This window comes from Gammaproteobacteria bacterium (assembly GCA_016705365.1).
Taxonomy (GTDB): Bacteria; Pseudomonadota; Gammaproteobacteria; order Pseudomonadales; family UBA5518; genus UBA5518.
This window is the reverse complement of sequence record JADIYI010000008.1, coordinates 2,052,136-2,075,475: the sequence shown is the minus strand read 5'-3', so window position 1 is coordinate 2,075,475 and position 23,340 is coordinate 2,052,136. Positions and strand designations below refer to the sequence as shown.

At 59.1% G+C, this 23,340-nt stretch carries 21 protein-coding genes and 2 tRNA genes; 11 read left to right on the top strand and 12 right to left on the bottom strand.

Annotated features, from left to right (window positions below; translation table 11 throughout):
• Positions 1-38: 38 nt before the first annotated feature.
• From IPF49_17105 to IPF49_17090, 4 genes are all read right to left on the bottom strand, one after another.
• Positions 39-827 carry an SDR family oxidoreductase gene (locus tag IPF49_17105; protein MBK6289317.1) on the bottom strand — a complete coding sequence of 263 codons (789 nt, stop codon included), beginning with the start codon at positions 825-827 and terminating at the stop codon, positions 39-41.
• A gap of 121 nt (positions 828-948) precedes the next feature.
• Positions 949-2,544, bottom strand: coding sequence for an FAD-dependent oxidoreductase (locus IPF49_17100; protein ID MBK6289316.1), 1,596 nt, complete (start codon positions 2,542-2,544; stop codon positions 949-951).
• 212 nt (positions 2,545-2,756) lie between these two features.
• On the bottom strand, positions 2,757-3,623 hold the full coding sequence (locus IPF49_17095; protein MBK6289315.1) for a hypothetical protein: 867 nt from the start codon (positions 3,621-3,623) through the stop codon (positions 2,757-2,759).
• Positions 3,620-4,618 (bottom strand): transketolase, encoded by a 999-nt coding sequence (locus IPF49_17090; protein MBK6289314.1) that lies wholly within the window; start codon positions 4,616-4,618, stop codon positions 3,620-3,622. The genes IPF49_17095 and IPF49_17090 overlap by 4 nt, the downstream gene beginning before the upstream one ends.
• Positions 4,619-4,760: 142 nt before the next feature.
• Between IPF49_17090 and IPF49_17085 the strand changes: the two genes are divergently transcribed.
• Positions 4,761-5,885 (top strand): hypothetical protein, encoded by a 1,125-nt coding sequence (locus IPF49_17085; protein MBK6289313.1) that lies wholly within the window; start codon positions 4,761-4,763, stop codon positions 5,883-5,885.
• Between the two features lie 113 nt (positions 5,886-5,998).
• Here the strand turns inward: IPF49_17085 and IPF49_17080 are convergent, their stop codons facing one another.
• Positions 5,999-8,305: a TonB-dependent receptor gene (locus IPF49_17080; protein MBK6289312.1), complete on the bottom strand. Its 2,307-nt coding sequence runs from the start codon at positions 8,303-8,305 to the stop codon at positions 5,999-6,001.
• 652 nt (positions 8,306-8,957) lie between these two features.
• Here IPF49_17080 and IPF49_17075 point away from each other — a divergent pair.
• The gene (locus IPF49_17075) at positions 8,958-9,728 is read left to right on the top strand and encodes an SDR family oxidoreductase (protein ID MBK6289311.1); all 771 of its coding nucleotides are present in this window, start codon (positions 8,958-8,960) and stop codon (positions 9,726-9,728) included.
• A 143-nt stretch (positions 9,729-9,871) separates the two neighbouring features.
• Here IPF49_17075 and IPF49_17070 read toward each other — a convergent pair whose 3' ends face one another.
• The 3 genes from IPF49_17070 to uvrB all read right to left on the bottom strand — a co-directional run bounded on the left by IPF49_17070 (position 9,872) and on the right by uvrB (position 13,772).
• A complete protein-coding gene (locus IPF49_17070) occupies positions 9,872-11,116 on the bottom strand; it encodes a sulfotransferase (protein ID MBK6289310.1) in 1,245 nt (414 codons plus the stop codon).
• Positions 11,117-11,620: 504 nt separating this feature from the next.
• Positions 11,621-11,697: transfer RNA gene (locus IPF49_17065), tRNA-Val, on the bottom strand.
• Between the two features lie 59 nt (positions 11,698-11,756).
• Complete coding sequence (gene uvrB / locus IPF49_17060; GenBank protein ID MBK6289309.1) at positions 11,757-13,772, bottom strand: excinuclease ABC subunit UvrB; 2,016 nt, start codon at positions 13,770-13,772, stop codon at positions 11,757-11,759.
• A 215-nt stretch (positions 13,773-13,987) separates the two neighbouring features.
• On the opposite strand from uvrB, the gene IPF49_17055 reads away from it, so the two are divergent.
• The 5 genes from IPF49_17055 (at position 13,988) to ilvD (ending at position 17,532) form a co-directional block, all read left to right on the top strand.
• Positions 13,988-14,063, top strand: a tRNA-Asn gene (locus tag IPF49_17055).
• Between the two features lie 112 nt (positions 14,064-14,175).
• Complete coding sequence (locus tag IPF49_17050; protein MBK6289308.1) at positions 14,176-14,379, top strand: hypothetical protein; 204 nt, start codon at positions 14,176-14,178, stop codon at positions 14,377-14,379.
• Between the two features lie 210 nt (positions 14,380-14,589).
• Positions 14,590-15,213 carry a pyridoxamine 5'-phosphate oxidase family protein gene (locus IPF49_17045; protein ID MBK6289307.1) on the top strand — a complete coding sequence of 208 codons (624 nt, stop codon included), beginning with the start codon at positions 14,590-14,592 and terminating at the stop codon, positions 15,211-15,213.
• Positions 15,214-15,241: 28 nt separating this feature from the next.
• Positions 15,242-15,694, top strand: a complete 453-nt coding sequence (locus IPF49_17040; protein MBK6289306.1) for a PPOX class F420-dependent oxidoreductase — start codon at positions 15,242-15,244, stop codon at positions 15,692-15,694.
• Between the two features lie 152 nt (positions 15,695-15,846).
• Entirely contained in the window at positions 15,847-17,532 is a 1,686-nt protein-coding gene (gene ilvD, locus IPF49_17035) for a dihydroxy-acid dehydratase (protein ID MBK6289305.1), read from the top strand.
• 261 nt (positions 17,533-17,793) lie between these two features.
• Here the strand turns inward: ilvD and IPF49_17030 are convergent, their stop codons facing one another.
• On the bottom strand, positions 17,794-18,111 hold the full coding sequence (locus IPF49_17030) for a phage integrase N-terminal SAM-like domain-containing protein (protein MBK6289304.1): 318 nt from the start codon (positions 18,109-18,111) through the stop codon (positions 17,794-17,796).
• Between the two features lie 185 nt (positions 18,112-18,296).
• Here IPF49_17030 and IPF49_17025 point away from each other — a divergent pair, with 185 nt between their 5' ends.
• From IPF49_17025 to IPF49_17010, 4 genes are read left to right on the top strand one after another with little or no spacing between them, the layout of a single operon-like run.
• Entirely contained in the window at positions 18,297-18,590 is a 294-nt protein-coding gene (locus tag IPF49_17025; GenBank protein ID MBK6289303.1) for a helix-turn-helix transcriptional regulator, read from the top strand.
• Positions 18,574-19,617: a HipA domain-containing protein gene (locus tag IPF49_17020; GenBank protein ID MBK6289302.1), complete on the top strand. Its 1,044-nt coding sequence runs from the start codon at positions 18,574-18,576 to the stop codon at positions 19,615-19,617. Before IPF49_17025 ends, IPF49_17020 begins: the two co-directional genes overlap by 17 nt.
• Before the next feature lies 1 nt (position 19,618).
• Positions 19,619-19,843 (top strand): hypothetical protein, encoded by a 225-nt coding sequence (locus tag IPF49_17015; GenBank protein MBK6289301.1) that lies wholly within the window; start codon positions 19,619-19,621, stop codon positions 19,841-19,843.
• A gap of 14 nt (positions 19,844-19,857) precedes the next feature.
• Entirely contained in the window at positions 19,858-20,052 is a 195-nt protein-coding gene (locus tag IPF49_17010; protein ID MBK6289300.1) for a hypothetical protein, read from the top strand.
• A gap of 292 nt (positions 20,053-20,344) precedes the next feature.
• Here IPF49_17010 and IPF49_17005 read toward each other — a convergent pair whose 3' ends face one another.
• The 3 genes from IPF49_17005 to IPF49_16995 form a co-directional block, all read right to left on the bottom strand.
• Entirely contained in the window at positions 20,345-21,070 is a 726-nt protein-coding gene (locus tag IPF49_17005; protein MBK6289299.1) for a hypothetical protein, read from the bottom strand.
• A 365-nt stretch (positions 21,071-21,435) separates the two neighbouring features.
• On the bottom strand, positions 21,436-22,863 hold the full coding sequence (locus tag IPF49_17000; GenBank protein ID MBK6289298.1) for a hypothetical protein: 1,428 nt from the start codon (positions 22,861-22,863) through the stop codon (positions 21,436-21,438).
• A 216-nt stretch (positions 22,864-23,079) separates the two neighbouring features.
• Positions 23,080-23,316 carry a transposase gene (locus IPF49_16995; protein MBK6289297.1) on the bottom strand — a complete coding sequence of 79 codons (237 nt, stop codon included), beginning with the start codon at positions 23,314-23,316 and terminating at the stop codon, positions 23,080-23,082.
• Positions 23,317-23,340 lie beyond the last annotated feature (24 nt).

The window sequence follows — 23,340 nt, the reverse complement described above, 5'->3', positions numbered from 1 at the left end:
TTTTCTACTCCTTATCCCCAAAGTGTCAGTTCATCAATTCAAAGCATACCAGCGAGGGGATTCCACAGCGTGGAATGCACCGCACCATCCACCGCCAGCATGGAGCCATTCACAAAGCTCGCATGATCCGAAGCCAGGCAGACAGCAGCACCAGCAATTTCCTCTGGTCGTCCCAGGCGTCCCTGGGGTTGGGCATCGCTGTAGCCTTGCACCCCGCCCGGAAGTGTTTTCAGCCAGTTCACCAATCCGGGAGTTTCCATGGCGCCAGGAGAAATACTGTTGGCTCGAATGCCCTGCCGTCCGTACTCGGTTGCCACGCTCTTCATCAGTGAAATCACACCTGCCTTGGCTATACCGTAAATGGCGAGACCTGGCATGGCGTTGATACCAGCACCCGAAGTCGTGGACAGGATGATGCCACTACGCTGCGGCACCATCACCTTGAGGGCCGCCATGGTGCCGTAATACACCGAGTCGATGTTCAGTGCCATGATATTACGATAGTCCTCGAGCGGTACGTCCAGCATTGCGGTCGGGAAGGAACCACCGGCATTATTGAACATCACATCGAGCTTGCCGTAAGTATCACAGGCGAATAGCACCAGTTCGTCAATTTTTTTCGGATCAGTGATATCCGCCATGAAAACCGTGGCCGTGCCACCCTGCTCCTGGACAAGGCTCAGCGTTTCGCGCGCCAAATCCACGTTTATATCGTTGACGACCACGGAGGCGCCACACTCGGCAAAGGCCAGCGCACTTGCGCGCCCGATACCCGATCCCGCTCCCGTGACAATGACGGACTTCCCAGTGTGATCAATACTCATCATTTTGTATGCTCCAGGGCTTCGACAACGATGCGTTCAGTGAGACAGGGGACTTCCGGCAATCTGCCAGTGAGATTGTTGCGATAATCACTGGCGTATTCCAACAAAGCAAAGGGACACGACACTACACTGGCTCTGACGGTTGGCGCTTTATGATCTGCTCGCCAGCTATAAAGGCAAAGGTAAAGGCCGGTCCGAGCGTGCCACCGCCACCGCCGTACAGCGCCCCGGGGGCGCCAATGCCGGCGGTGTTTCCCGAGGCGTAGAGGTTCCGGATGGGGCGATTGAAAACATCTATCACCTCAGCCCGGCCATTGACGCGTACGCCGCCACAGGTGCCAAGATCAGCTGGGGTAACTTCTGCGGCATAGAAAGGCGCCACTGCTACTGGCGCAAGCGTGGCAGAGGGGTTAATTTCTCCGTGTCGGTCGTAGGCGCTTTCGCCACGGTGAAAATCCGGATCGATTCCCTGTCGCGCGTAATGATTGAAGCGCTCCACGGTCGTAGTCAGCCCCTTTGGATCGATATTCATGCTTCTGGCCAGATCAGGGAGCGTGCCGGCGGTTACTACCCAATCGGGCAAGGGCTCACTGGCGCTTTTTCCGGCAATGGTTGAATTGTTACGCACGCTGCTGTCGAAGATTGCGAAGGCGGGAATATTGCGGTATCCCAGATCGCCCCAGTTTTCCCATGTATGGAAGCTCTGCCAGGTGACGTCGTAGGCGGCCGCTTCGTTGGCGAAGCGCTCACCGTAACGATTGACACATATTCCGCCCGCGAAACGACGCTCGATCTGAGCCGAGAGGGAGATACCACCTCTCAGGTGACCATTGCGTTCCGCGTCCTCACGATAGGCCACTTGATGCCAGACTTCGTTCATATTGCGCAGGTCAGAACCCAGCGCCATCGCCATGTGTATTCCGTCGCCGATATTACCCTCGGCTCCCCAGGTATACGGTGAGGGGCCGCGCAGAAAGTGCGTCTTCATTTCCCGGTTGCGTTCGAATCCGCCACTGGCGATCAGTACCCCGCGACGTGCGCGGATGCGTACGGGTTTGTCGCCAATACTGGCTTCTACACCCAGTACGCGGGTGCCGTCTGCAGTGTGCTCGGCAATCAGCCTTCGCGCCGGTGAACTGGTCAACACTGTGACCCCCGCTTGCTGACAGGCCTTCATCAGTGCCGCAATGAGAACACCACCGGCCATGCCCCCACGTGCCTGAACTGGCTCCACCGAACGGCCGCGAACGTTGGAACCATCCCATTCAGGATGGTAATCCGCCACCTTGCCAAGCAGGGTCGAAACCCGCCAACGAATATCACTGGCAGATTCGATGAACTCGAGCATGCGGGGACCCTGGTCCACAAAGGCCGTCATCAGCTCTTCCGTTGCCTGATCACGGGACAACTTCTTCAGATAGATGAGTGAGTCTTCGCGGCTGTCACTGAGGCCTTCCCGACGCTGGATGGTGTTGTTGGGAATCCATAGGACACCCCCGGACACCAGCGTCGTGCCACCCGGTGTATCGAGCTTTTCCAGCACCAATACGTCGAGCCCTGCGCTGGCGGCGCGCAACGCCGCGCAAAGCCCTGTTCCAGAGCCCACGACGACCACATCGACTTCGCGATCGAAGGACTCCGGCGCCGGGCTGGAAGCCCGCGTCAGCGGAGCGGCGGCCGCCGTGGCTGTCACGCCTGCGATAAACGCGCGTCTTTTCATCTTGTGAATCCCCTGGAAGCGATCCTTATTGCACACACATCTTGCGCCGCTTGGCCATGTCCGTATCTGTGCTTTGGAACAGTTGCACGCCGGAAGTCCGGGGAACTACCGTGACAAGACACGGCAGCGACCACCAGGACGACTGAGTTTACACCGCTAGAGTTCAGGCCGGGCGTCTGCCAATCAGGTCGGTTATCTGGTTCGCGGTCTCTTCAACAGTCAATCCGTAGTGCTGGTAAAGCTGGTGAGGCATACCCACAGCGAGAGGGGCTGCCAAGACCGCCGATCACACCGTGTTCCTCAACCGTGAGAATTGCCCCCGTCGATCTGGCCGCGTTGATGATCGCGTCTTCATCCAGCGGCTTGAGCCAGTTGGCATCAAGAACACCGACCTCAATTCCCTTTTTACGCAGTAGATCGGACGCGCCAGTCGCTAGCTGGGTGCCCAGGCCCGTGCCGATGATCGTGGCGTCGCTGCCCTCACGGACACACATGAACCGACCAGCCTGAAACGGCGGGACCGAATCATAAACCGGGTAGACGCTGGCATCGCTCAGGCGAATGAATACCGGGCCCGGGAGGTCCATGGTGGCCTGCAAGAGGGCACGTGCGGCATTGTCATCCGCGGGGCTCACGACGGTAAGGCCCGGAATGGCCCGCGTGATGGCGATATCCTCGATGGCGTGGTGGGTGGTGCCAAAGAAGCCCATTGCCAAGCCGCTCCATGCCGAAAGAATACGCACTGGCATCTGCGTAGCCGCCAGGTCGGCGCGAATCTGCTCGGCACATTTAATGGCGCCAAAAGCACCCATTTGCAATACGTAGACCTTGAAGCCATAGCTGGCCAGTCCTGCCGCAACTGACATGGCGTTGGTCTCGGCAATGCCTGTGTCAATAAAACGGTCGGGGAACTTCTTGACGAAGGCACCAGTAATCGGACCCGCGCCCAGGTCGGGCGAAACAAGCAGGATGTCCTCGTCGGCCTCGCCCAGTTCCAGAAAAGTCTGACCGATGTTACCAGTGTACTCGCTCTCTACAGCGCCCGCGTTGAAGCTGAAAGGATCGCTCATCTCGCTCATGTCCGTGCCTCCATGATTTCTCTCCGGGCACGCTCCAGGTCCTGTTCGCCAAGTGCGCCAAGGTGCCACTCCCGTGGGGATGCCTCCATAAATGAAACGCCTTTGCCCTTCAGGGTGCGGGCGATGATACAGGTGGGCTTTTCTTTGTCTTGCATGGCTTCGCCGAAGGCGCTCATCAGAGCCTCGGGGTCGTGGCCGTCCACGTCGACGCTGGTCCAGCCAAAACTGGAAAATCGCTCGGCGAGAGGTTCGATACTCATCACTGACTCCGTGGGGCCGTCGGCACAGGAACCATTGGCGTCGACGATCGCAACAAGATTTCCGGCCCTGTAGTGCGAGGCGGCCATCGCCGCTTCCCATACCTGCCCTTCATGAATCTCACCGTCGCCCAGCAGTACATACACCCGGTGATCCAGCTTCCTTCTGCGTGACGCAATTGCCATACCAAGCGCAACAGAGAGGTTGTGACCCAGGGAACCGGAGCTGAAATCGACGCCGGGGGTGCGCAACATGTCAGGATGGTCTGTCAGCCTGCTATTGAAGTCGCCAAAGGTGTCCAGCCATTCGATTGGAAAATATTCGAGCTCAGCAAACAGCGGCCACAACGCCACCGCGACATGGCCTTTCCCGAGCAGAAAGCGGTCGCGGTCGGGCCAGTCCGGCTCCCCTCTGCGCAGACGCAGCACGTGATGATAGAGCGTGACCAGTATCTCGGCACACGACAGACTGCTCGAATAATGCCCCATAGGCGCATGGTCAATGATTCGAAGTATGTCGAGCCGCAGTTGTCTGCTGCGCTCCTTCAGGTCGTTAACGCTGATTGGTCTGAGTCGTTCAAGCTGAGTATCGGTATTCACGTTTTGCTGCCCTCCGGTCCAGATGGTCCACACAGCACTGAAATAGTCAGGGTTGCCGCTTGCGCTTGCACTGTTCAGTGCTGACCCACTGGCTTGGGCATTGATAGCATGCCTCTGCCTATCTTGGCTCCAGAGCATCCCGCACGACACAAATCATTGCTGCTGTGGAACGATAATAGCGATTCGGCTTGATGTGCCCATCCTACATATGTATGACTTGTGTCATCCGTATATGATTAACGGTGTTGGGAGACTGACTAAAGATTGGCAGGGACATCCTATGACGCTCGCTTGCTCTGCGATAGATACACACCAATACGCCTCGCTGGTGGCTGCCCTCTATCGAGGGCCTTTCCAGCAGAGTCCCTGGCAGGATTTTCTGCGGGAGTTGCAGGCTGCCTTCCCGCCCTGTATTCCAGTGATAGGGCTACGACTGCCTAGCCCGGGCGATACCGGAATATCTTTTGTTGGTGGTGTGGAAATCTCGCTCCAGGACCGTCAGAACTATGCCAACAAGTTCAAGGCGCTGGATCCACTGGTGAATCTTCCAGACGTCACGGTCGTAGCGCTAGACGACCTGATCTCCAGGAGCGCTCTGAAGCGCACTACCTATTACCAGACCTTCATGAAGCCATTCAACCAGGAGCAGTTGATAGGTTTCGACATCCAGAGGGATGAACAGGTTGCGCTATTTCTGCGCCTTATCCGTGGTCACCGGGAGGCGACCTTTGCTGGCCGGGACAGAGCGTTTCTCGAATTGCTGATACCCCAGTTCAGGGAACTGGCCAAATGGATGGAAAAAAGCCGTAGCCATCTCCGGGAGCACAGTCTTTTCGAGCAGGCCTTTTCCAATCTGGCAATGGCGACAGTGATTCTGGATGCTGATATGAATATCGTCCACATAAACAACATTGCCGAACAATTGCTCGGGGAAAATAACGGCGTCATCTGCGTAGCTGGCAAGCTACGCCTGATTTCACGCGAAGGTAATCTGCATCTGCAGGAATCGCTTCAGAGCATCCTTGCAAGTGAACAGGACACGATACCTCATGTGATTTCCATGCCGAGAAAAAGCCAGCCGCATCCCCTGCTAATGACGCTCAAGAAGCTTCCACTTGGAGACGGGGTAGAAAATGCTCATCACGTCGCCGTCTACATGACGGCCGTGGAAATGCGCCATTTCGATAAAGCGCAGCTGCTTGTCGAGGCGTTCGGACTCACCCCACAGGAGACCAGGCTGGTGATTGCACTCGTCAATGGCAGAACAATGGATGACTTTGTCGAGGAGATGGGTATCCGCAAGAATACCGCGCGCAGCCACTTGTACAGTGCGTTCCGGAAAGTGGGCGTATCGCAGCAGTCCTCCCTGGTCAGCCATGTGCTAAGGGTAATCTATGGCCTGTGAGCGCTAATACCATAGGAGTAAACCGTGGCGCCGTGCGCCAGGATTCAAGGGCAGCGTGATGCGGCGAGGGCTTGTCGGGCCACGCGATGCCACGTGGCCACGCCAGGCAGTGCTCAGAGATTCATCTTGATGTCAATTCCGAAGCGGCGCGGCTCCAGCCAGTACTTGCCGGCAAAACCCAGTCCGCCGAAGTCGATGCCGTCGCCCACGTTGTTCTGGTCCGTCAGGTTATCGCCCCAGACACCGAGGTCCCAGGTTCCCGAATTGCCGAGTTGCATGCCGGTCAGCGAGATTCGCGCGCTCAGGTTCTCGTGACCTGGATCGTGGATCTCCTCGTTGAACGGGGTCTCCCAATCGAGCGGGAACATGTAGCGTTCGGAACTCTGCGCATAATCCATGCGTGCACTGAGCTCTCCAAAGGACAGCCCCGGAAACACGTACTCGGCGCCAACCCGCCAGTTGTTGCGTACCAGTTGGACGAAGCGCGCTTCGTCAGAGACGTCGATCAGGTTGTTGGTTGTCGGATCGCGGTAGAGGTACTCCTCGTAGGTCGGGTCCGTGTAACCGAACGTAGCAGTCACCGTCAGGTTCTCGGTGAGCACGGCCGCGAGTTCAACCTCGACACCCTGGAATGTCGCCTCGCCCGCGTTCACGATCACCGCCGCCGAGCCCGACGAGTCGGCGAGAAACTGCGAGATCTGCAGATCGTCGTAGGTGGTGTGGAACAGCGCCACGTTGGTCCGCACGCGGTTGTCCAGCCACTCCGCCTTGAACCCCAGTTCCCAGGCGAGAGCCTCCTCCGGCTCGAAAGTGGAGAGCACGGCGGCGCGCGGGGAGAAGCCGCCAGCCTTGTAGCCGGTGGAGACGCGCGCGTAGCCCATCATGTCATCCGTGAATTGATAGTTCACCGAGAGCAGCCAGGAATCGTTATCGAAATCCTTGTCTCCCTTCTCCGGGAAGGACGACGACCAGAAAGTCTTCTCGTCGCGGGTGTAGCGTCCCCCGACCGTGAATTCGAGCCGATCGTCGAGCATGTCCGGTGTGTAGCTGGCCTGGGCAAAGATCGCCTTCGACTCGGTATCCCCACCAAAGGACGATAGCGGCGCCAGGTTGAGACCGGCCTGCCCGCCGGGCAGCACGACGGTCAGCCGCTGGCTGTTGTACTCGTCGGCGCTCTCCTCGAAGTAGAACACGCCCGCCACATACTTCCAGCGCTCGGTACCGCCAACCAGTTGCAGTTCCTGCGAAGTCTGGTCCTGCTTCTGCGGGGCGTTATTACAGCCGTACGGTCCGTTGAGGTCTTCGATACCCACGGGCGCGAAGGTTACCGGGTCGAGCACGAAGCCGCGCATCACGCCATTGCCGGTGAGGCTGCAGATCGTGTCCTGCTCGAACTCGCGGTAAGCAGTGACCGACTTGATCGCCAGCGCGTCGTTTATGTCGTATTGCAGGGTGAGCGCCGTGCCAGACACCTCGCCTTCGCTGTGAAAGCGTCCGTCGAAGGGCGCCTGAAGGCCGTCATCGAGGCGCTTTTCCGTGATGATGAAGGGTGCGCCGCCGAATGTCGGCGAGGCGCCGTAGTAGTTCCGTACGTCATCGGTGGCGGCCACCATCTGGAAGAAAACGGGGCTGCCCTTGCGCTTGCCGTAGTCGTACGTCAAATCCGCCGACAGTTTCTCGCCGAAGTCCCCGTGCAGGCCCAGCCAGATGGAGTTGTTATCGAGCGAACCCGGGTCTTCGGCGTCATTCGCGAGCTTGTTGTCAAAGTAGCCATCGCGCTCGCGGTGCAGGTAGGCCAGCGTGGCCTTGATTGTGGAGTCGCCGATCAGGCCGGTGTCGACGCGCGCGCGGGTATACCAGTCGTCAAAGGAGCCATAGCCCGCCTTCGCCTCCAGGCCGAAATCGTCGGCCGGCTTCTTGCTGACCAGGTGCACGGCACCACCGGTCGTGTTGCGCCCGAACAGCGTACCCTGCGGTCCGCGAAGCACCTCGATACGCTCCACGTCCACCAGATCGAAGATTGCGCCCGCAGTGCGCGCAACGTAGACGCCGTCCAGATAGATGGCCACGCCCGCCTCGGCGGTGGCTGCCGGCTCGGTCTGCCCAATTCCGCGGATGAAAATTGCGGCAGCGTTCAGGCTGCTGGTCTGTTGGGTGATGACGAGGTTGGGCGCCAGCTGGGCCAGGCGAGTTACGTCCTGCACGTTGAGCGTATCCAGCAGCTTGCCCGAGATCGCGGTCACCGCAACGGGTGTCCGCTGCATCGATTCCTCCTGACGCCGCGCGGTCACAGTGATCTCCTCCAGTCGCCCGGACGCTTGCGGCGAAGATGGTGCCTGGGCAATGGCCTGGCTATGCAGTCCGATGGCCGCAATCAATGCCGCCGCGCCCGAGAGCCTGAAATGCAGGTCAGTTTTCATGCGCATGATCTCCTGAAGGTCTTTGAATCAATTACTTATGTAATGCGTCGGCAACGATATTTCGAGCGATGGCGATAAGCATCTGCTTTTGTTCAAATTAACGTCGGGACGCTCAACACACTGTTGTTTGCTTCTGGCTACACCATTATTAACGATGATGTAACTGCATATACGGTAGCCTGAAACAGGAAGCGCCATCTTCCTACAAATGTACTAGATTCCAGATCTTCCAGCGGGCTTTTCGGCCAGGAAACCGGGGGCGATTCAAAATGAAGGATCACATACGCGACTGTTGAACTCGCTCTTCTATTGCATACGCGTGATGCAACGCCAGAGTGACTCAGCTAACCTGAGCTGCATTCATTCACCTGGATGCGCCGGAATTTATCATCGCGCGCAGGCGATCGAACAATAGCGATGGTCATTCCCGGTATGAAAGGTGGGTTGGTGAAGCACTGGCTGCCGACAACGCCCACTTCAATGCCTGGCTGGAGAGGCTCCTGAGTACGCCAGCTTTTAGTTTTGGAACACTGCCGGGCCAGCTGGCATATATACGGCAGGATACTTCGACATCTACCAACGCCGGAGGATTCTGTCTTGTACGTATCGGATTTTTTATTCACGGCATTCAATTAGTAGGGAGCGTGGAGTTATGCAACATCTGAGTAGCCCGAGTAGCGCGGTTGTCGTCACCGGCGGGGTGTCCGGCATTGGTCTGGCGTGTGCGGAAGCCTTGGCGTCCGTTGGCCGGCCGGTGGCGATCTGGGATCTGGACCAGGAACGAAGCGTTGCTGTTGCCAACGATATCGCGGCGCGTTTTGGCGTCCCGACTGTCGGCGTGGGAATCGATTTAACTGGTATCGGCAACATTGCGGCAGCCGCCGATACCACTCGTAACAGTTTGTCCAGCATCGGTGGGTTGGTGCATGCTGCAGGTATCTCCCTGGCAATACCGCTAAACGAGTTGAGCGAAGAACAGTGGGATCAGGTGTTGAGCGTAAACTTGAAAGCGCTGCCGTTTTTGGTCAAGGCCCTGCGTTCCGAGCTTGCTGCACAGCCGGGGTCGGCGGTGGTGGCTATTGCCTCTATCAATGCCACGATGGGCAATGCCGCCAATCCCGCCTACACGGCCTCCAAGGGTGGCGTGCTGTCACTGGTGCGCTCTCTGGCGGACGAACTGGCCAGCGACGGTATCCGGATCAATTCAGTGACGCCGGGCTACATCCTCACACCAATGACGCAATCCATGGTTGATAACTTGCCCGAAGGTTTTTTTGACCGCCCCGTAATGCTGGGGCGGATGGGGAAGCCGCAGGAAGTTGCGGCGGCCGTGCGCTTCCTGCTTTCGGACGAAGCCAGCTATATCACCGCTGCCGAACTGGTAGTGGATGGCGGCACAATTGCCTCACAACGAACACGCTAACCGCGCTTTGGCTGTCGTCCAGGGACTCTGGCGGTCTCGACCGGAGCATGTTAATCCTGTCGCAGACAGGGACAAGCGAAGCACCCAGCGCCATTGATGGGTTCTCAGCGCCCAGGTGAGTCGCAGCGAGTGTAGCGGTCGACTCAGATCTCATCCGGTACGCCGAAGGTCTGCTGATAGCGCTCGAACAACGCGCGCTTGCGAGCATTCTCCTGCGCTGCGCCGACGCTGTAGCGGTGCTTGCCGAATTTGCCCCGGGGCTTTTGTGCCAGGTAGTCCTGCATCGCCTTGCGCGCCGCAGGTTCCAGTTCTGAACCGAAGTCCGCATAGAGCGTATGGAGCGCCTCCAACGGCTGCTCGATCAGCCTGGCGTAGAGGAGGTGATGTACCCGCTCGGTGGGTATCTGGCCTGATTCAAGCAGTTCCAGGATACTGTCCAGGCGCGCGGCCCCCGCCTCCGGGGCCGTCAGGCTTTCGAGGGCGCCGGCATCGAAGGGCTGGCTGCTGCGCATCCAGCAGAGCGTCCCCAGAAGATTGGTCACCGATGCCTGCGCCACCAGCGGGTCACGGTGAGTGATGACCACACGGGCATCGGCAAAGGTGCGAAACAGCACCGGCAAGTTGCCCAGGTGCGTCGGTGCCTTCAGCAGCCAGTGGCGGCGCGGGTTCTTCCACTGAAGTACCTTCAACATGCGCCGGTAATAGCTATAGGCGTAACCCAGATCCTGCCGGTAGTACCAGGCAGTGTAGCTGGGAATCTGGTATTGCCCCGGCAGATTCTCACTGAGAAAAGTGCAACTCATGGCGACAATGCACTCGTTGGGGATACTGGCGCCCATTTCGTGCATCGATGCATATGTGGGAACCACCCGATTCCATTGCGTGACGAGGTGCTCACAGCGTGCAATGCGGGAATCGGTTTCGTAAGAGGCGGTTTCAGGGGGCGGGTAAGGGAACATGATTTCCCAGTTGCGCGGAGAACCGAACTGGCCATCCCGGGCCAGTAATTCGAACAGGATGGAGGTTCCGGAACGGGCCAGGCCGGTGACGATGACCGGCCGGTCAATCACCTCCTCGTCGATTTCCGGGTGCTGCGCATAAGCGGCCTCGATACCCAGGCGGGCTTCCAGCCAGCGCAGAATATCCGAGCGCGTCATCAGACGCCCGAGCAGGTGCAGGTCGGCCTCGTCCTCGAGTGCCTGGAGAAATATGTGGAAGCCCTCCAGCCACTCATCACTGCCGAAGTCATCAAAACCGGTATTGCGGCGTGCGGTATCCATCAGTTCCCCGGCTTGCAGAGGAACCAGGCTGCGGATATCCATGTGCCGGCCTTCATCGACGACCTGTTGCACCCAGTCGGGGCGCGCCGGTGGTGTCCAGTCGCTCACTGTATTGCCTCCGTGTAACGCCGCACGAATCGTTCCCACTTCTGAATTGATTCAAGAGGTGGATTATAGGGCACTTGATGACCGGATACAGGCACTCCTCCCCGTATTCCCGTCAAACAGCTATGCCATTTGCGCGCCGGTATGCGAGGGGCTTCCATCTCCCTGGCTGCGCGTTCCTGGCGGGAAATCATCTCGGCAAACACCATCCCCGACACGGCGAATTCCGCTGCACAAACCGTTTCGAGCGTTCCGGTTGGAGCGGGTTCAGACCAGATCGAGCGCCAGGCACGCCGGGAAGTTCAGCAGACCTGCGTAGACCTTCGATGACTTCCTCGCGGGCGGCGAGTAGTTGGGCGGATTCATCGGATGGTATGGCGGCGCTCCCTGATCGAGAGCGTCGATATTATCTCGCTTCCAAGTAACCCAAAATGTAACCCAGCTTGCGAGAAGCACGCCGGCTAGGACGTTTATCTTCTCTAACTATTGGTTTTCTTTAGGGTTATTTGGTAGGCCCGAGTGGATTCGAACCACCGACCTCTACCATGTCAAGGTAGCGCTCTAACCAACTGAGCTACGAGCCTTCGAGAAGGGCGGCATTATACTGGGTCGCGATACGAAGGCAAATTTTCTGTCGGGCGCCTCAGGCGCTGGCAAACAGACCCTGTTTGAGGGCCGCAAGGCGGTCACGCACGCGCGCCGCCTCCTCGAATTCCAGATTCCGTGCATGCAGGTACATCTGCTCCTCGAGCCGCGCAATCTCGCGCGCGACCTCGGCCGGACGCATGTCCTCCGCATGACGGTACGCGGCCGAAGGCTCCGCCGCCTGCTTGTTGCGGGAGCGGCCGCGCGCACCGGCGGAATACGCGCCCTCCAGGATGTCGGTCACATTCTTGACCACGCCCACCGGCACGATGCCATGCAGGGTATTGTGTTGCAGCTGCTTGGCGCGGCGGCGCCCGGTCTCGCCGATGGCGCGCTGCATCGAGCCGGTCTCGCGATCGGCGTAGAGAATTGCGGTGCCATTCAGGTTGCGCGCCGCGCGCCCGATGGTCTGGATCAGCGAGCGCTCCGAGCGCAGGAACCCCTCCTTGTCGGCATCGAGTATCGCGACCAGCGAAACTTCCGGCATATCGAGGCCTTCGCGCAGCAGGTTGATTCCGACCAGCACATCGAACCTGGCCAGACGCAGATCGCGGATGATCTCGACCCGCTCCACCGTTTCGATATCCGAGTGCAGGTAGCGCACCCGCACTCCGTGTTCGGCCAGGTACTCGGTCAGGTCCTCGGCCATGCGCTTGGTCAACACCGTGACCAGCACCCGCTCATTCAGCGCCACCCGCCGGTTGATCTCCGAGAGCAGATCATCGACCTGCGAGCTTGCCGGACGCACCAGGATCTGCGGGTCGATCAACCCGGTCGGGCGCACCACCTGCTCGACCACGCGATCCGCGCGCTCCATCTCGTAGGGCCCCGGCGTGGCCGACACGAAAATCAGCTGCGGCACGCGTTTTTCCCATTCCTCGAAACGCAACGGCCGGTTGTCGAGTGCCGAGGGCAGTCTGAAACCGTATTCGACCAGCGTTTCCTTGCGCGAACGATCGCCCTTGTACATGCCGCCGAGCTGGGGAATCGTGACATGCGATTCGTCGACAACCACCAGCGCGTTCGCGGGGATGTAGTCGAACAGCGTCGGCGGCGGCTCACCGACATCGCGCCCCGACAGGTAGCGCGAGTAGTTCTCGATGCCGGTGCAATAACCGAGCTCCCTGATCATCTCGATGTCGTAACGGGTGCGCTGCTCGAGGCGCTGCGCCTCGACCAGCTTGTCGGCCGCCCGCAACACCACGAGTCGCTCGGCCAGTTCGAGCTCTATAAAGTCGAGCGCCCGCAACAGGGTGTCGCGCGGTGTGACGTAATGCGTCTTCGGGTAGATGGTCACCCGTGGCAATTGGCGCAGGACCTCGCCCGTGAGCGGATCGAACACCGATATCTGCTCGATCTGGTCGTCGAACAACTCCACCCGCACCGCTTCCCGGTCGGATTCCGCGGGGAAAATATCGATCACGTCGCCGCGTACCCGATAGCTCGCGCGATGGAAGTCGATATCGTTTCTCTGGTACTGGAGTTCGGCAAGGCGGCGCAGCAGGTGGCGCTGATCGATGGTGTCGCCACGATCGATATGCAGAACCATCTTCAGGTACAGGCCGGGGTCACCGAGACCGTAAATCGCCGACACCGTCGCGACCACGATCGCATCGGAGCGCTCCAGCAAGGCCTTGGTCGCCGAGAGGCGCATCTGCTCGATGTGCTCGTTGACCGATGCATCCTTCTCTATGTAGGTATCCGAGGACGGCACATAGGCTTCGGGCTGGTAATAGTCGTAATAGGAAACGAAATACTCGACCGCGTTGTCAGGGAATGCTTCGCGGAATTCGCCATACAGTTGCGCCGCCAGCGTCTTGTTCGGCGCCAGCACGATGGTCGGGCGCTGGATCTCGCCGATCACATGCGCAATGGTGAACGTCTTGCCGGATCCGGTAACCCCCAGCAATACCTGCGACAGCAGCCCGGAGTTGATGCCGTCGACCAACTCGCGGATCGCCTGCGGCTGATCGCCCGCCGGCGCAAAGGGTGAATGTACGGTGAATCGTCGCATGCGTATGGTTCAGTGGCCCCTGGCTGCATGGAAAACTGGCAGAACTGGTCATTCTATCCGCATCAGTACTGCTCGGAGCTTGTACGAAGCCTTTTTGGGGTCTCTGCCGGCGCCCGCGTGATGCGTATTTTTTCACCGCGTTGATTGCGACATCGATCTATTGACCTGCCTTGGAGGCCTCATTAACATACGCGGCCTCACCAGACCGGTGTTTTTCCGCCTTAGCTCAGTTGGTAGAGCAATTGACTGTTAATCAATGGGTCGCTGGTTCGAGCCCAGCAGGCGGAGCCATTAAGCTGCTGAAAACAAGGATGTTTTCAGAGACACGACGACGAAGCGCATACCCACGAGGTACACCAGAATGTACAACGCGGCCTGAAACGCTCGTTTTCGAGGTCTCGAAATGGCAACCATCGTCAAACTCAAGCACGGCCGATTCAAGGCAATCATCCGCTCAGGGCATCGCGTCCTGAAGACCAAGTCATTCACCCGTCGAACTGATGCCAAGCAGTGGGTGCTGCGCATCGAGTCAGACCGCGAGTATCGCGCCGAAGTTGGAAGCGCTGCCGCCGGGTTCGTGGTACGTCATGGCCACGGATGGCGATAATCGGTAGTGCAACGGGCGGATCACCGACAATATGCGGCGAAAGGCGATACGTGCGTGTGAATCAACGGGTTTCGCGCAACGAGTGGGAAGCAACCGAATCACGGAGCAATACGAAACTGCGGCAGCAGACAGACAAACGTTTTCGCGAGAACGTGTTTTCCACAGCGTCGTCATGTGCACAAAAGCCGACACACCGTCGAGGATGGCAGCATGAAAAATAACTTTCTCGTTGAATGCGAGGATGATCTCGAGTCGATTATTGGCAAGCCAATCGAAGTTGTTAAGCAAAAGCTCAGAAAATCCCTTGATGATTCCATGATGGAGTTCATTCGCCGATCACCACTCATCTTTCTTTCAACCGTCGACGATAAAGGCCAGGTAGATATTTCCCCAAAAGGTGATTCCCCCGGCTTTGTGCACGTTGATGAAAAAGGTAATCTGCTTATTCCGGACCGGCCTGGAAACAAGTTGATGTTCGGGTTCAAGAACATCCTGAAAAACAGGAACGTTGGCGTGATATTCGTGGTTCCCGATATGAGGGAAACCCTGAGGATCAAAGGACAGGCATCTCTTTCCAAGGATCCGTCCCTCCTGCAAGACCTGAGCGCCAGAGGAAAGCCGGCGTTACTGTGTACTTCTGTCACAATCAGCGAATGTTTTTTTCACTGCGGCAAAGCGATGATTCGTTCAAATATGTGGAACCCCGATGCTTGGGTAGCACATCATGATTCACTTATGGTGCGTCAGTTAGCTAAAAGCCTCGACGCTGATGAGGAATTTGAAAACGTATTGGAGGCCCAGGTGGAGCAGAACTATCGCGATGAACTCTACTAGCGTATATCTTGATGGTAAAAGGTGGACCATGACCAAGCAGCCCGTCGAAATTGCCATTCCGAAGAACAAGCACCCGCTCATTGCCAGCACAAAATTCGGCGTAATGAGCACCATCAGACATTCGGACGGCATGATTTCGAGCAATCCGGTCGGCTACTTCTGGGATGGCGAGATTATTCGGATTTCTACGCTTAAGAGCCGGGTCAAATATCAGAATCTGCTGGCTGACTCGCGCGTCGCATTGTGCATTGTCAATGCCGGCAACGTCATGGACTATATAGAAATCCGCGGCCACGCCACGCTGGAGGATGATCCGCAACGTGATTTTTTCCGATGTCAGTTCATGGCAGGCAGCGGCGGTGTCGAGCCACCCGAGGATATCGACCCGCCGGGAGCCGAGCGCGTGATTATTACTATCCATCCGAACCGGGTTTCCAGTCCGTTGCTCTACGGCGGGCGCTTCGACACACCGGAAAAATAGAGCGGGAGTCAATCAGTGATTCGGACTCGATGCGACAACATCACGAATTCCCGGCAAGCTGCTCCGGTCCGGATGACGAGGATTGGACCCAAATCGGCTAAACGCGAGTCCGGCTTTTCTGCCTTGAACAGCTGCGGAGTAGTGCATGGATCATGACTGACCCAAAGGACAGCAAAGACAATGCGCGCCGCTATTCGAGCATTGTCGTGGACGGCGTTTCACAGGCACCCAGCCGGGCCATGCTGCGGGCTGTCGGATTCACCGAGGCTGACTTCGGGAAGAGCCAGATCGGGATCGCCTCGACCTGGAGCATGGTTACACCCTGCAATATGCACATCGATCAGCTGGCCCGGTTGGCCGGTGAAGGTGCCGATGCGGCGGGTGGCAAGTCGGTGATCTTCAACACCATCACCGTTTCGGACGGGATTTCGATGGGTACGCCCGGCATGCGCTACTCACTGGTGTCGCGTGAAGTGATTGCCGATTCGATCGAGACGGTCGTCGGTGCCGAAGGCTTCGATGGCCTTGTGAGCATCGGTGGCTGTGACAAGAACATGCCAGGTTGCGCGATTGCCATGGTACGCCTCGACCGGCCATCGGTGTTTGTCTACGGCGGCACGATTGTGCCCGGTGCCAACCGCTGTGACATCGTCTCGGTCTTCGAGGCGGTCGGTGCCGTCGCTGCCGGTCGCATGTCGAAGGCGCAGCTGCTGGCAGTCGAGCAGACGGCGATTCCGGGTGCGGGTTCCTGCGGCGGCATGTACACGGCGAACACGATGGCCTCGGCCATCGAGGCACTTGGTCTAAGCCTGCCGAACAGCTCCGCACAGGACGCAATCTCGCCAGACAAGCTGGAAGACTGTCGCCGGGCGGGCGCAGCTGTGGTCGAGTTGGTGCGTCGTGGCATCAAGCCTTCCGATATCCTGAGCCGCGAGGCTTTTGAAAATGCCATTACGGTAGTGATCGCGCTCGGCGGCTCGACCAACGCGGTCCTGCATCTGCTGGCGATCGCGCACGAAGCGCATATTCCGCTCACGCTCGATGACTTCACGCGGATCGGCGCGCGGGTGCCGGTGCTTGCTGACCTGCGTCCGAGCGGGCGATATGCGATGTCCGAGCTGGTGGCTATCGGCGGGATTCAGCCGCTGATGAAGATGCTGCTTGACCGGGGTCTGCTGCACGGCAAATGTATGACGGTCAGTGGCAAGACCATCGCCGAGAATCTGGCCGACATAAAGCTGTATCCAGCCGGTCAGGATATTATTCGTAACTTCACAAACCCCATAAAGAGTGACAGTCATCTTATTGTTATGAAAGGAAACATAGCACCAGATGGTGCGGTGGCCAAGATTACCGGCAAGGAGGGACTACGCTTCGTCGGCAATGCCCGGGTGTTCGGCTCGGAGGAAACCGCGCTGGAAGCGATACTCGGCGGCGTGGTTGTTGCCGGTGATGTGGTGGTGATTCGCTACGAGGGGCCAAAGGGCGGTCCCGGCATGCGCGAGATGCTGAGCCCGACCAGCGCGATCATGGGTCGCGGTCTGGGTGCCGAGGTCGCATTGATCACGGACGGCCGCTTCTCCGGCGGCAGTCACGGCTTTGTCGTCGGCCATGTTTCGCCCGAGGCCGCCGTCGGTGGCCCACTGGCGATCCTGCAGGATGAGGATCGCATCACCATCGATGCCGAAAAGCGGACGCTTGAGGTGGACCTTTCGGCTGCGGAACTCGAGGCGCGTCGTGCGCGCTGGACCCTGCCGCCGCGAGAGGTACCGCGCGGCGTGCTCAGCAAGTACGTACGACTGGTGAATTCGGCGTCGCTCGGCGCGATCACGACTTGAGCACGGACAGAGCAAGAGGCGCTATCGATGGACGGCTGGGGCGTGATCCGCCGGCGCCTGACGAGCGGCTCACCGCGCCGCCCGTTCCAGCCAGTGTGGCGCTTGACGAAGGCCACATAACGATCCATCCAGCCCGGCATGTACATGCGACTGGCCGCGACGATGTTGCCGGTGTCGTCGAACAGGCCATCCTTCATCTACGGGAACATCTCCCGCGGGGCCAGGGTGGCATGTTCAGGAAGACCAGCACGCCGCGCAGGCTCAGCCCAACTTCGACGAGGTGAGTGACACGGATGATCCGGGCAATCTTGTCGCGAGCCAGGGCATCAGGCAGTGACTGGATGAGCGGTGGTCTGAGCATGTCGATCCGGAGCGTGCGGACTGGGATTTGGTCAGCGCGGCAAAGCAGTCTCCGAATTCATCGGCGGTGAGGTTGTCGGGGCAGCGATCAACGTGCCGGGCGATACGGCGCACGGAAAAGGCGTAGGCTTCGATTGTTTTGCGGGCTTTGCCTTGCAGCTTGAGTGCGACGAGGTGCTGCTGGCCGGCGGGTTTCGACGACGGCAGTGACCTGCACATCGTCGCCCATCAATTCTCCCAAGAACATCCGCGTAGCAGAACGAGTTAGCGCAAATCAGTTACCGATCGGGATGATTTGTCATCAGTCTGTGGGTGAACGTGAAATTGGTACTGATCGGTACTTTTTATAGCCATCCCGCCAGGATTGCCCTACTATGTTACCGATCAGTATTTTTGGAGGCGTCATGAACCAAAGCGGCCTTCTCCCATCCGAGCCTGTCAGTTCAACCGAAGACCTGGGACGACGCCTTCGCAGTTACCGCAAGGCCCGTGGACGCACGCAGGTCGAACTTGCCGAGTTGAGTGGCTCTCGCGCGCGCTATCTCTCCGAACTCGAACGCGGCAAGGATACCGCCCAGATCGGCAAAGCGCTCGAAGTGTTGCGCCTGCTTGGCCTGGACATCTACATCGTGCCACGGAGCCTGAGTGCCCAGGTCCGGCGGGCCATCAAGGAGGCCAACGATGCTCGACCCGGATGAACTGCACGTCTGGCATCGCGATCAACTGGTCGGTTTCCTGTGGCGCGACGCCGATGATCGCATCGGCTTCCGCTACGACGCGGACTGGGTCCGGAACGGTTTTCGGCTGTCGGTCCAGTTGCCGCTCACAACAGCCGCGTTCGAGCCGGGTGATCCGCGTGCACCGTTTTTCTTCCGCAACCTGCTGCCGGAGGGCGAGGCAAGAAGCCGCCTGCTGTCGCTGCGCAGGCTTCCCGACAGCGACTTCGTGCTGCTGCGCGAATACGGCGGCGATTGTGCAGGCGCGATCTCGATCCTCCCCGGCGACATGGATCCGACGTCAACCGCGCGCTATGCCGCGCTCTCCGAAGAGATGTTGCACCAGCTGGTGCAGGATCGAGGCGCATCGGCCTATGCACCGACCGACCGCTCACCGGCCGTACGGCTGTCGCTGGCCGGCGCGCAGCACAAGTGCCCGGTGTTCCACGAAGGCGGCACGTACGCCCTGCCGCAAGGCGTGGCGCCCTCCAGTCATGTGCTCAAGTTCGAGGTATCGGACCTGCGCAACGTGCCACTTTACGAGTGTTTTCTCGGGCGGCTTGCGCGTGCGGCCGGCCTCGAGGTGTGCGAGAGCACGATTGACCAGGTGCGCGAACTGCGCTTTCTGCGAATTACACGCTACGACCGTGTGCGCAACAGCCAGGAACTGCAGCGATTGCACCAGGAAGATTTTCTGCAGGCGCTTGGCCCTACGTATCGCGACAAGTACGAGAGCCTGGGAGGGCCCGGTGCGCGCGCCTGCGCGGAACTGATCCGCACGCACTGCGAAGATCCCGTGACCGACCTGCAGCGCCTTGTGCAGTGGCAGGCATTCAACGTGCTGGCCGGGAATTCCGACGGCCATGCCAAGAATCTCTCGTTGCTGCAAACCGGCATCGAACAGGACGCCTGGCGCCTGGCGCCGTTCTACGACCTGCTATGCACGAGGGCATTTCCGCGACTCGACGCGGCCCTCGCGCTGTCCGTAGGCGGCGAGTTCACCGGGTGACGTGACACCAACGCACTGGGCACGGTTCGCGCGGGACTGCGGCTTCGCGGGCGCGGGCGCGCGGCGCATCGTCGAGGACATACGCTCGCTCGCAGAACGACTGCCGACACTGCTGGATGCAACACGCGCGGCGTTCGAAGCGGAGTTCGGAACCGCACCTGCTCTGCAGCAGGTAGAGGAGGTCGTGCGCCAACAGTGCCGGCGGCACCTGGCCCTCGGAGATTGATTGCGTCTCGTCGATTGCTACCATTTGCCAAGCAGCGGGCGCTGCGCATCGAGTCAGACCGCGAGTATCTCGCCGCACTGGGTGAACCCGGCCTTCGCGCTACCCTCTCCGATCTCCTGTCTGTGTACCTCAAGTCGTGGCCCGGAATCGACGCCGCACGCACCACGCAATTGCGCTGGTGGATCGATGCACTCGACGACAAGGCATAGTCCGAGGTCACCACCGATGATATGCGCAGAGCGCTGGAGCGATATGCCGCAGGGGTTCTACCCCGTTACCGCGCACCGTGCCGATCCTGGTGCTGCGATCGGTGGCGCCCCTCGTGGGATAGGACCGTCCATCCTCGACAGCCCTGCAGGCCACGACCGTGGAAAGGGCATGTCGAGATTCCTATCCACTGGAAATCCGAAGGGTTGATTCGGCAAGGTCACCGACGGCTTTTGATGAACGGCTGGCGTCCTGCCATCTTGGGCGCTGCAGGCATGGGAGTGGTCGGCTGCTTCATTGCGGAAAGACCACCGTGCCCTTGGGATCGCGATTGCCGCTGCTGTCCCTGCAACGACCAGAACCGTCGTAGTTGGAGTAAATGCTACCGGAATCACAGGGATTGGAATTCGAGGTCGGGCCCGTCATCGACCTCATCCTGTTCACTTCCGCCTGGCACAACGGGTCCGCGTTGCATTCCGCGATGGCCCGCTCGCGTTCCTTGGCATGAAGCGCCAGGCTCTCACGCACGCTCATCACTCCACCATTGGCCACGTTGGTGAACGGAATGCTGCCCACGCTCGCAATATGTTGATACTGCTGGGTCGCATTGCTGCATCCTGGCGGCGCAGGATGCTCGCGAATCGCGCGAGCGGCCTCCCCCGGTGCGCCAAGGGTGATGAGGCCTTTCCCGTCACCACCGCAGGTGATGAAGTTCGCATCCACGTGCGATGCCGATATTTCGCTGCCGTTGCCGCCCAGGAAGAACTTCCTGGAGACATTGACCTGGACGAAAACAACCTCCGATGACTTGCAGCCCGGTGAGTTGGACTTTGTCGAAGCGGTGACGTCGTTGCCCTTGAGGGTCAGGTAACGCAGCCCATCGCAGGTGGTGGAAGTCGCCTTGACCCACTTGGCGTTCGCCCAGATGGGTTCATCGGCAGCCGCGGGGCTCGAAAGTTGGAGCATGACGATGCCCGTCACTGTTGCCATTCGCATCGATCGGGAAGCATGGTGTGCCATCGCAATCTCCGTTCAGGGAAGCCGGACAGTCAGAGGATAGTAGTTTCAACAGACCTATTCTACGGACTTGGCTGGTAAAGCTGTCGAGGTAGGCGCCTCTGAGTGGCGTTGATCTTTGGCGCGAACTGGCGAATTGGGCAGATTGCTCGCGCGCATGCGGGCCGTTGCGCACGAGGGATATGCGGAGTCGCGAAGTCCGGGAATGGGGCGCGCAAGCAGGGAATTTGCCGGGATGATTCCCAGGCGGCCTGATCAGTTCTGCCCTTTCCCCCTTCACGCAGGAGGGGGGTGCCATTTGACCAAGCAACGACCGCGATACGGCTGGCTTCAAAGTCACCCCGGACGATCGAAGGACGGTCATCGCTTTATTTCAGTATGGGCTCCAGCTTCACGAAGAACGGATTGCTGTCGGTGGGATCCGTACCCGCAGTGAGCATCGACAGTCTCAGGGTCCGCCGATGCATGATGCGAATCAGTTCAGCATCCAGCTTGGGGTCAGCTTTTTCGATGACGCCCATAATCGCGGTCTCTGCAGCGGCGAGGCTGTCGTGGGGCTTGCCGGTCACGCGGCTGATGTCCTTGATGGTCTCTGCCGTGAGCCAACTTCCGTAGCGGGCATAATTCAGCTGATACTTTGGAATTGCGCCAAGGATGCCACGCTCCCAATCTGCAAAGGCATCCGCGAGGGGAAGCCGCTCGATGTCGATCACGAGTTTTTGCAGGCCGGTATCCGCAAAGAAATCGGCGTTCGGCGCGGGAAGGTGCAGGTCATGGTCGAGCGTGATTCCCTCCAGTTCGGCGATGGACTCGAGTGCGCGCCGTGCGCAACTCAAATACTCGAATACGCCTTCGATCCAGTTCGAATCCCGGGCATCGGGCTCCATAAAGGCTTTTGCGGCGATCGCAGCGAACAGAAGGAAGGATGCGGTGTGGTAATTGATCACCGGAAGATCCAACTTGGTGCCGCTCGCTTTTTCGTAGTGGCGATAGAGCGCGGGAATATCACCCATGTTTTCGTAAGGGTGTCGCCCCCTGAAGCATGCGAGATCCCAATGGATGTCGCCGATATGGGCAATCTCGAAATCCACATAGGCGGCCACTTCGGCCCCACGGGACATGAACTGTCCGGCATCGCCCGTCACGAAGCTTGCCTGGGTGCGATGCTTGGGAACATTCCTCCGCAGCCATGACATGATGCAGGCCAAGACCTGATCATTCAGTCCGTTATCGATTCCGAACTGATATTGCCGCTCGATAATATTGAGCGCGACCTCGTCAGCCGTCTTCGGTTCCAGATACCACTCTATGCCCTTGAACTCGGTGACGGGGATCGTGTGGATCCGGGCCAAGCCCTCCATGTAGGCCATCATGGCTTGCCATCGATCGGGGTCCATGCCGGTTGGCGTATCGATGGCCGTGTAGATCATGCCCGGATCGCGATCGCCGCCGGTCTCGACCCAGTCGATGACATAGGCCTTGGGAAAATCGCTCCAGCCGTGTACATGCGGAACCTTCACGCCATTGGCCTCCAGGGCTTGCGTGACGAGCATCTCGTGTTCCAGGGAAAAGAGGGTGGAAATTGGCCTATCCCCGCGCACGAGCACGGCGCGCTCGTCATTGTTCTTGTCGCGATATTGAACTTTCCACAGCGGCCTCCAGCGGGCCAGCCGCTTGATCGCGATCACGGACCCTCCCAGGTTCTCAGCGACCCAGCGCTTTACGCCTTCAATTCGTGCCGCATCGAAATCCTGCATATCGGCAAAGTCGAATTGCCGATCCGGGTTCTTGGACATGCTCCTTCCTCCTTCGAGCTAATTGGTCTGACAGCGAAGATTCCCGACATTCAATTGCTGAAGCGCCCGGATGTGCGCCGCCCAACACAACAAGCAACGTTTGCCCACCGAACACTCGAACCGGCATCGCGGCCCAAGCGAACACCTCATACCACTCAAATGCCTACCACTTTTACAATTTTAGCGACGTCCCCCCGCCCTGCGTAGCGGCTTTGTTTAGAGTCCTCCGGGCATTGTAAGGGCATTGTCGAGCGGTTGCTTTGCATAAACGGCAGGCGGTAGCCACCAAGATTTCTTCGGTCGCTCGACATAGTATTCGCGGCGCCAGCGCTCGATCTCCGCCCGCGCGCGGGCCGAACTGATAAACCAATGCTCGTTCAGGCATTCGTCTCGGAACCGCCCATTGAATGACTCCACGTACGCGTTTTGATTCGGCTTGTCCGGCTCGATCATTTCGGCTCCATAGCGCCGGTGTCG

Bases quoted from the DNA above. Each gene is read 5' to 3' on its own strand.
- IPF49_17005 (MBK6289299.1), bottom strand. From the start codon at position 21,070: ATGGCACACCATGCTTCCCGATCGATGCGAATGGCAACAGTGACGGGC.
- IPF49_17085 (MBK6289313.1), top strand. From the start codon at position 4,761: ATGACGCTCGCTTGCTCTGCGATAGATACACACCAATACGCCTCGCTG.
- IPF49_17040 (MBK6289306.1), top strand. From the start codon at position 15,242: ATGACCAAGCAGCCCGTCGAAATTGCCATTCCGAAGAACAAGCACCCG.
- IPF49_17025 (MBK6289303.1), top strand. From the start codon at position 18,297: ATGAACCAAAGCGGCCTTCTCCCATCCGAGCCTGTCAGTTCAACCGAA.
- IPF49_17050 (MBK6289308.1), top strand. From the start codon at position 14,176: ATGGCAACCATCGTCAAACTCAAGCACGGCCGATTCAAGGCAATCATC.
- IPF49_17030 (MBK6289304.1), bottom strand. From the start codon at position 18,111: ATGTGCAGGTCACTGCCGTCGTCGAAACCCGCCGGCCAGCAGCACCTC.
- IPF49_17095 (MBK6289315.1), bottom strand. From the start codon at position 3,623: ATGAGCGAGATGAGCGATCCTTTCAGCTTCAACGCGGGCGCTGTAGAG.
- IPF49_17000 (MBK6289298.1), bottom strand. From the start codon at position 22,863: ATGTCCAAGAACCCGGATCGGCAATTCGACTTTGCCGATATGCAGGAT.
- IPF49_16995 (MBK6289297.1), bottom strand. From the start codon at position 23,316: ATGATCGAGCCGGACAAGCCGAATCAAAACGCGTACGTGGAGTCATTC.
- ilvD (MBK6289305.1), top strand. From the start codon at position 15,847: ATGACTGACCCAAAGGACAGCAAAGACAATGCGCGCCGCTATTCGAGC.
- uvrB (MBK6289309.1), bottom strand. From the start codon at position 13,772: ATGCGACGATTCACCGTACATTCACCCTTTGCGCCGGCGGGCGATCAG.
- IPF49_17020 (MBK6289302.1), top strand. From the start codon at position 18,574: ATGCTCGACCCGGATGAACTGCACGTCTGGCATCGCGATCAACTGGTC.
- IPF49_17090 (MBK6289314.1), bottom strand. From the start codon at position 4,618: ATGCTCTGGAGCCAAGATAGGCAGAGGCATGCTATCAATGCCCAAGCC.
- IPF49_17105 (MBK6289317.1), bottom strand. From the start codon at position 827: ATGATGAGTATTGATCACACTGGGAAGTCCGTCATTGTCACGGGAGCG.
- IPF49_17075 (MBK6289311.1), top strand. From the start codon at position 8,958: ATGCAACATCTGAGTAGCCCGAGTAGCGCGGTTGTCGTCACCGGCGGG.
- IPF49_17100 (MBK6289316.1), bottom strand. From the start codon at position 2,544: ATGAAAAGACGCGCGTTTATCGCAGGCGTGACAGCCACGGCGGCCGCC.
- IPF49_17045 (MBK6289307.1), top strand. From the start codon at position 14,590: ATGAAAAATAACTTTCTCGTTGAATGCGAGGATGATCTCGAGTCGATT.
- IPF49_17080 (MBK6289312.1), bottom strand. From the start codon at position 8,305: ATGAAAACTGACCTGCATTTCAGGCTCTCGGGCGCGGCGGCATTGATT.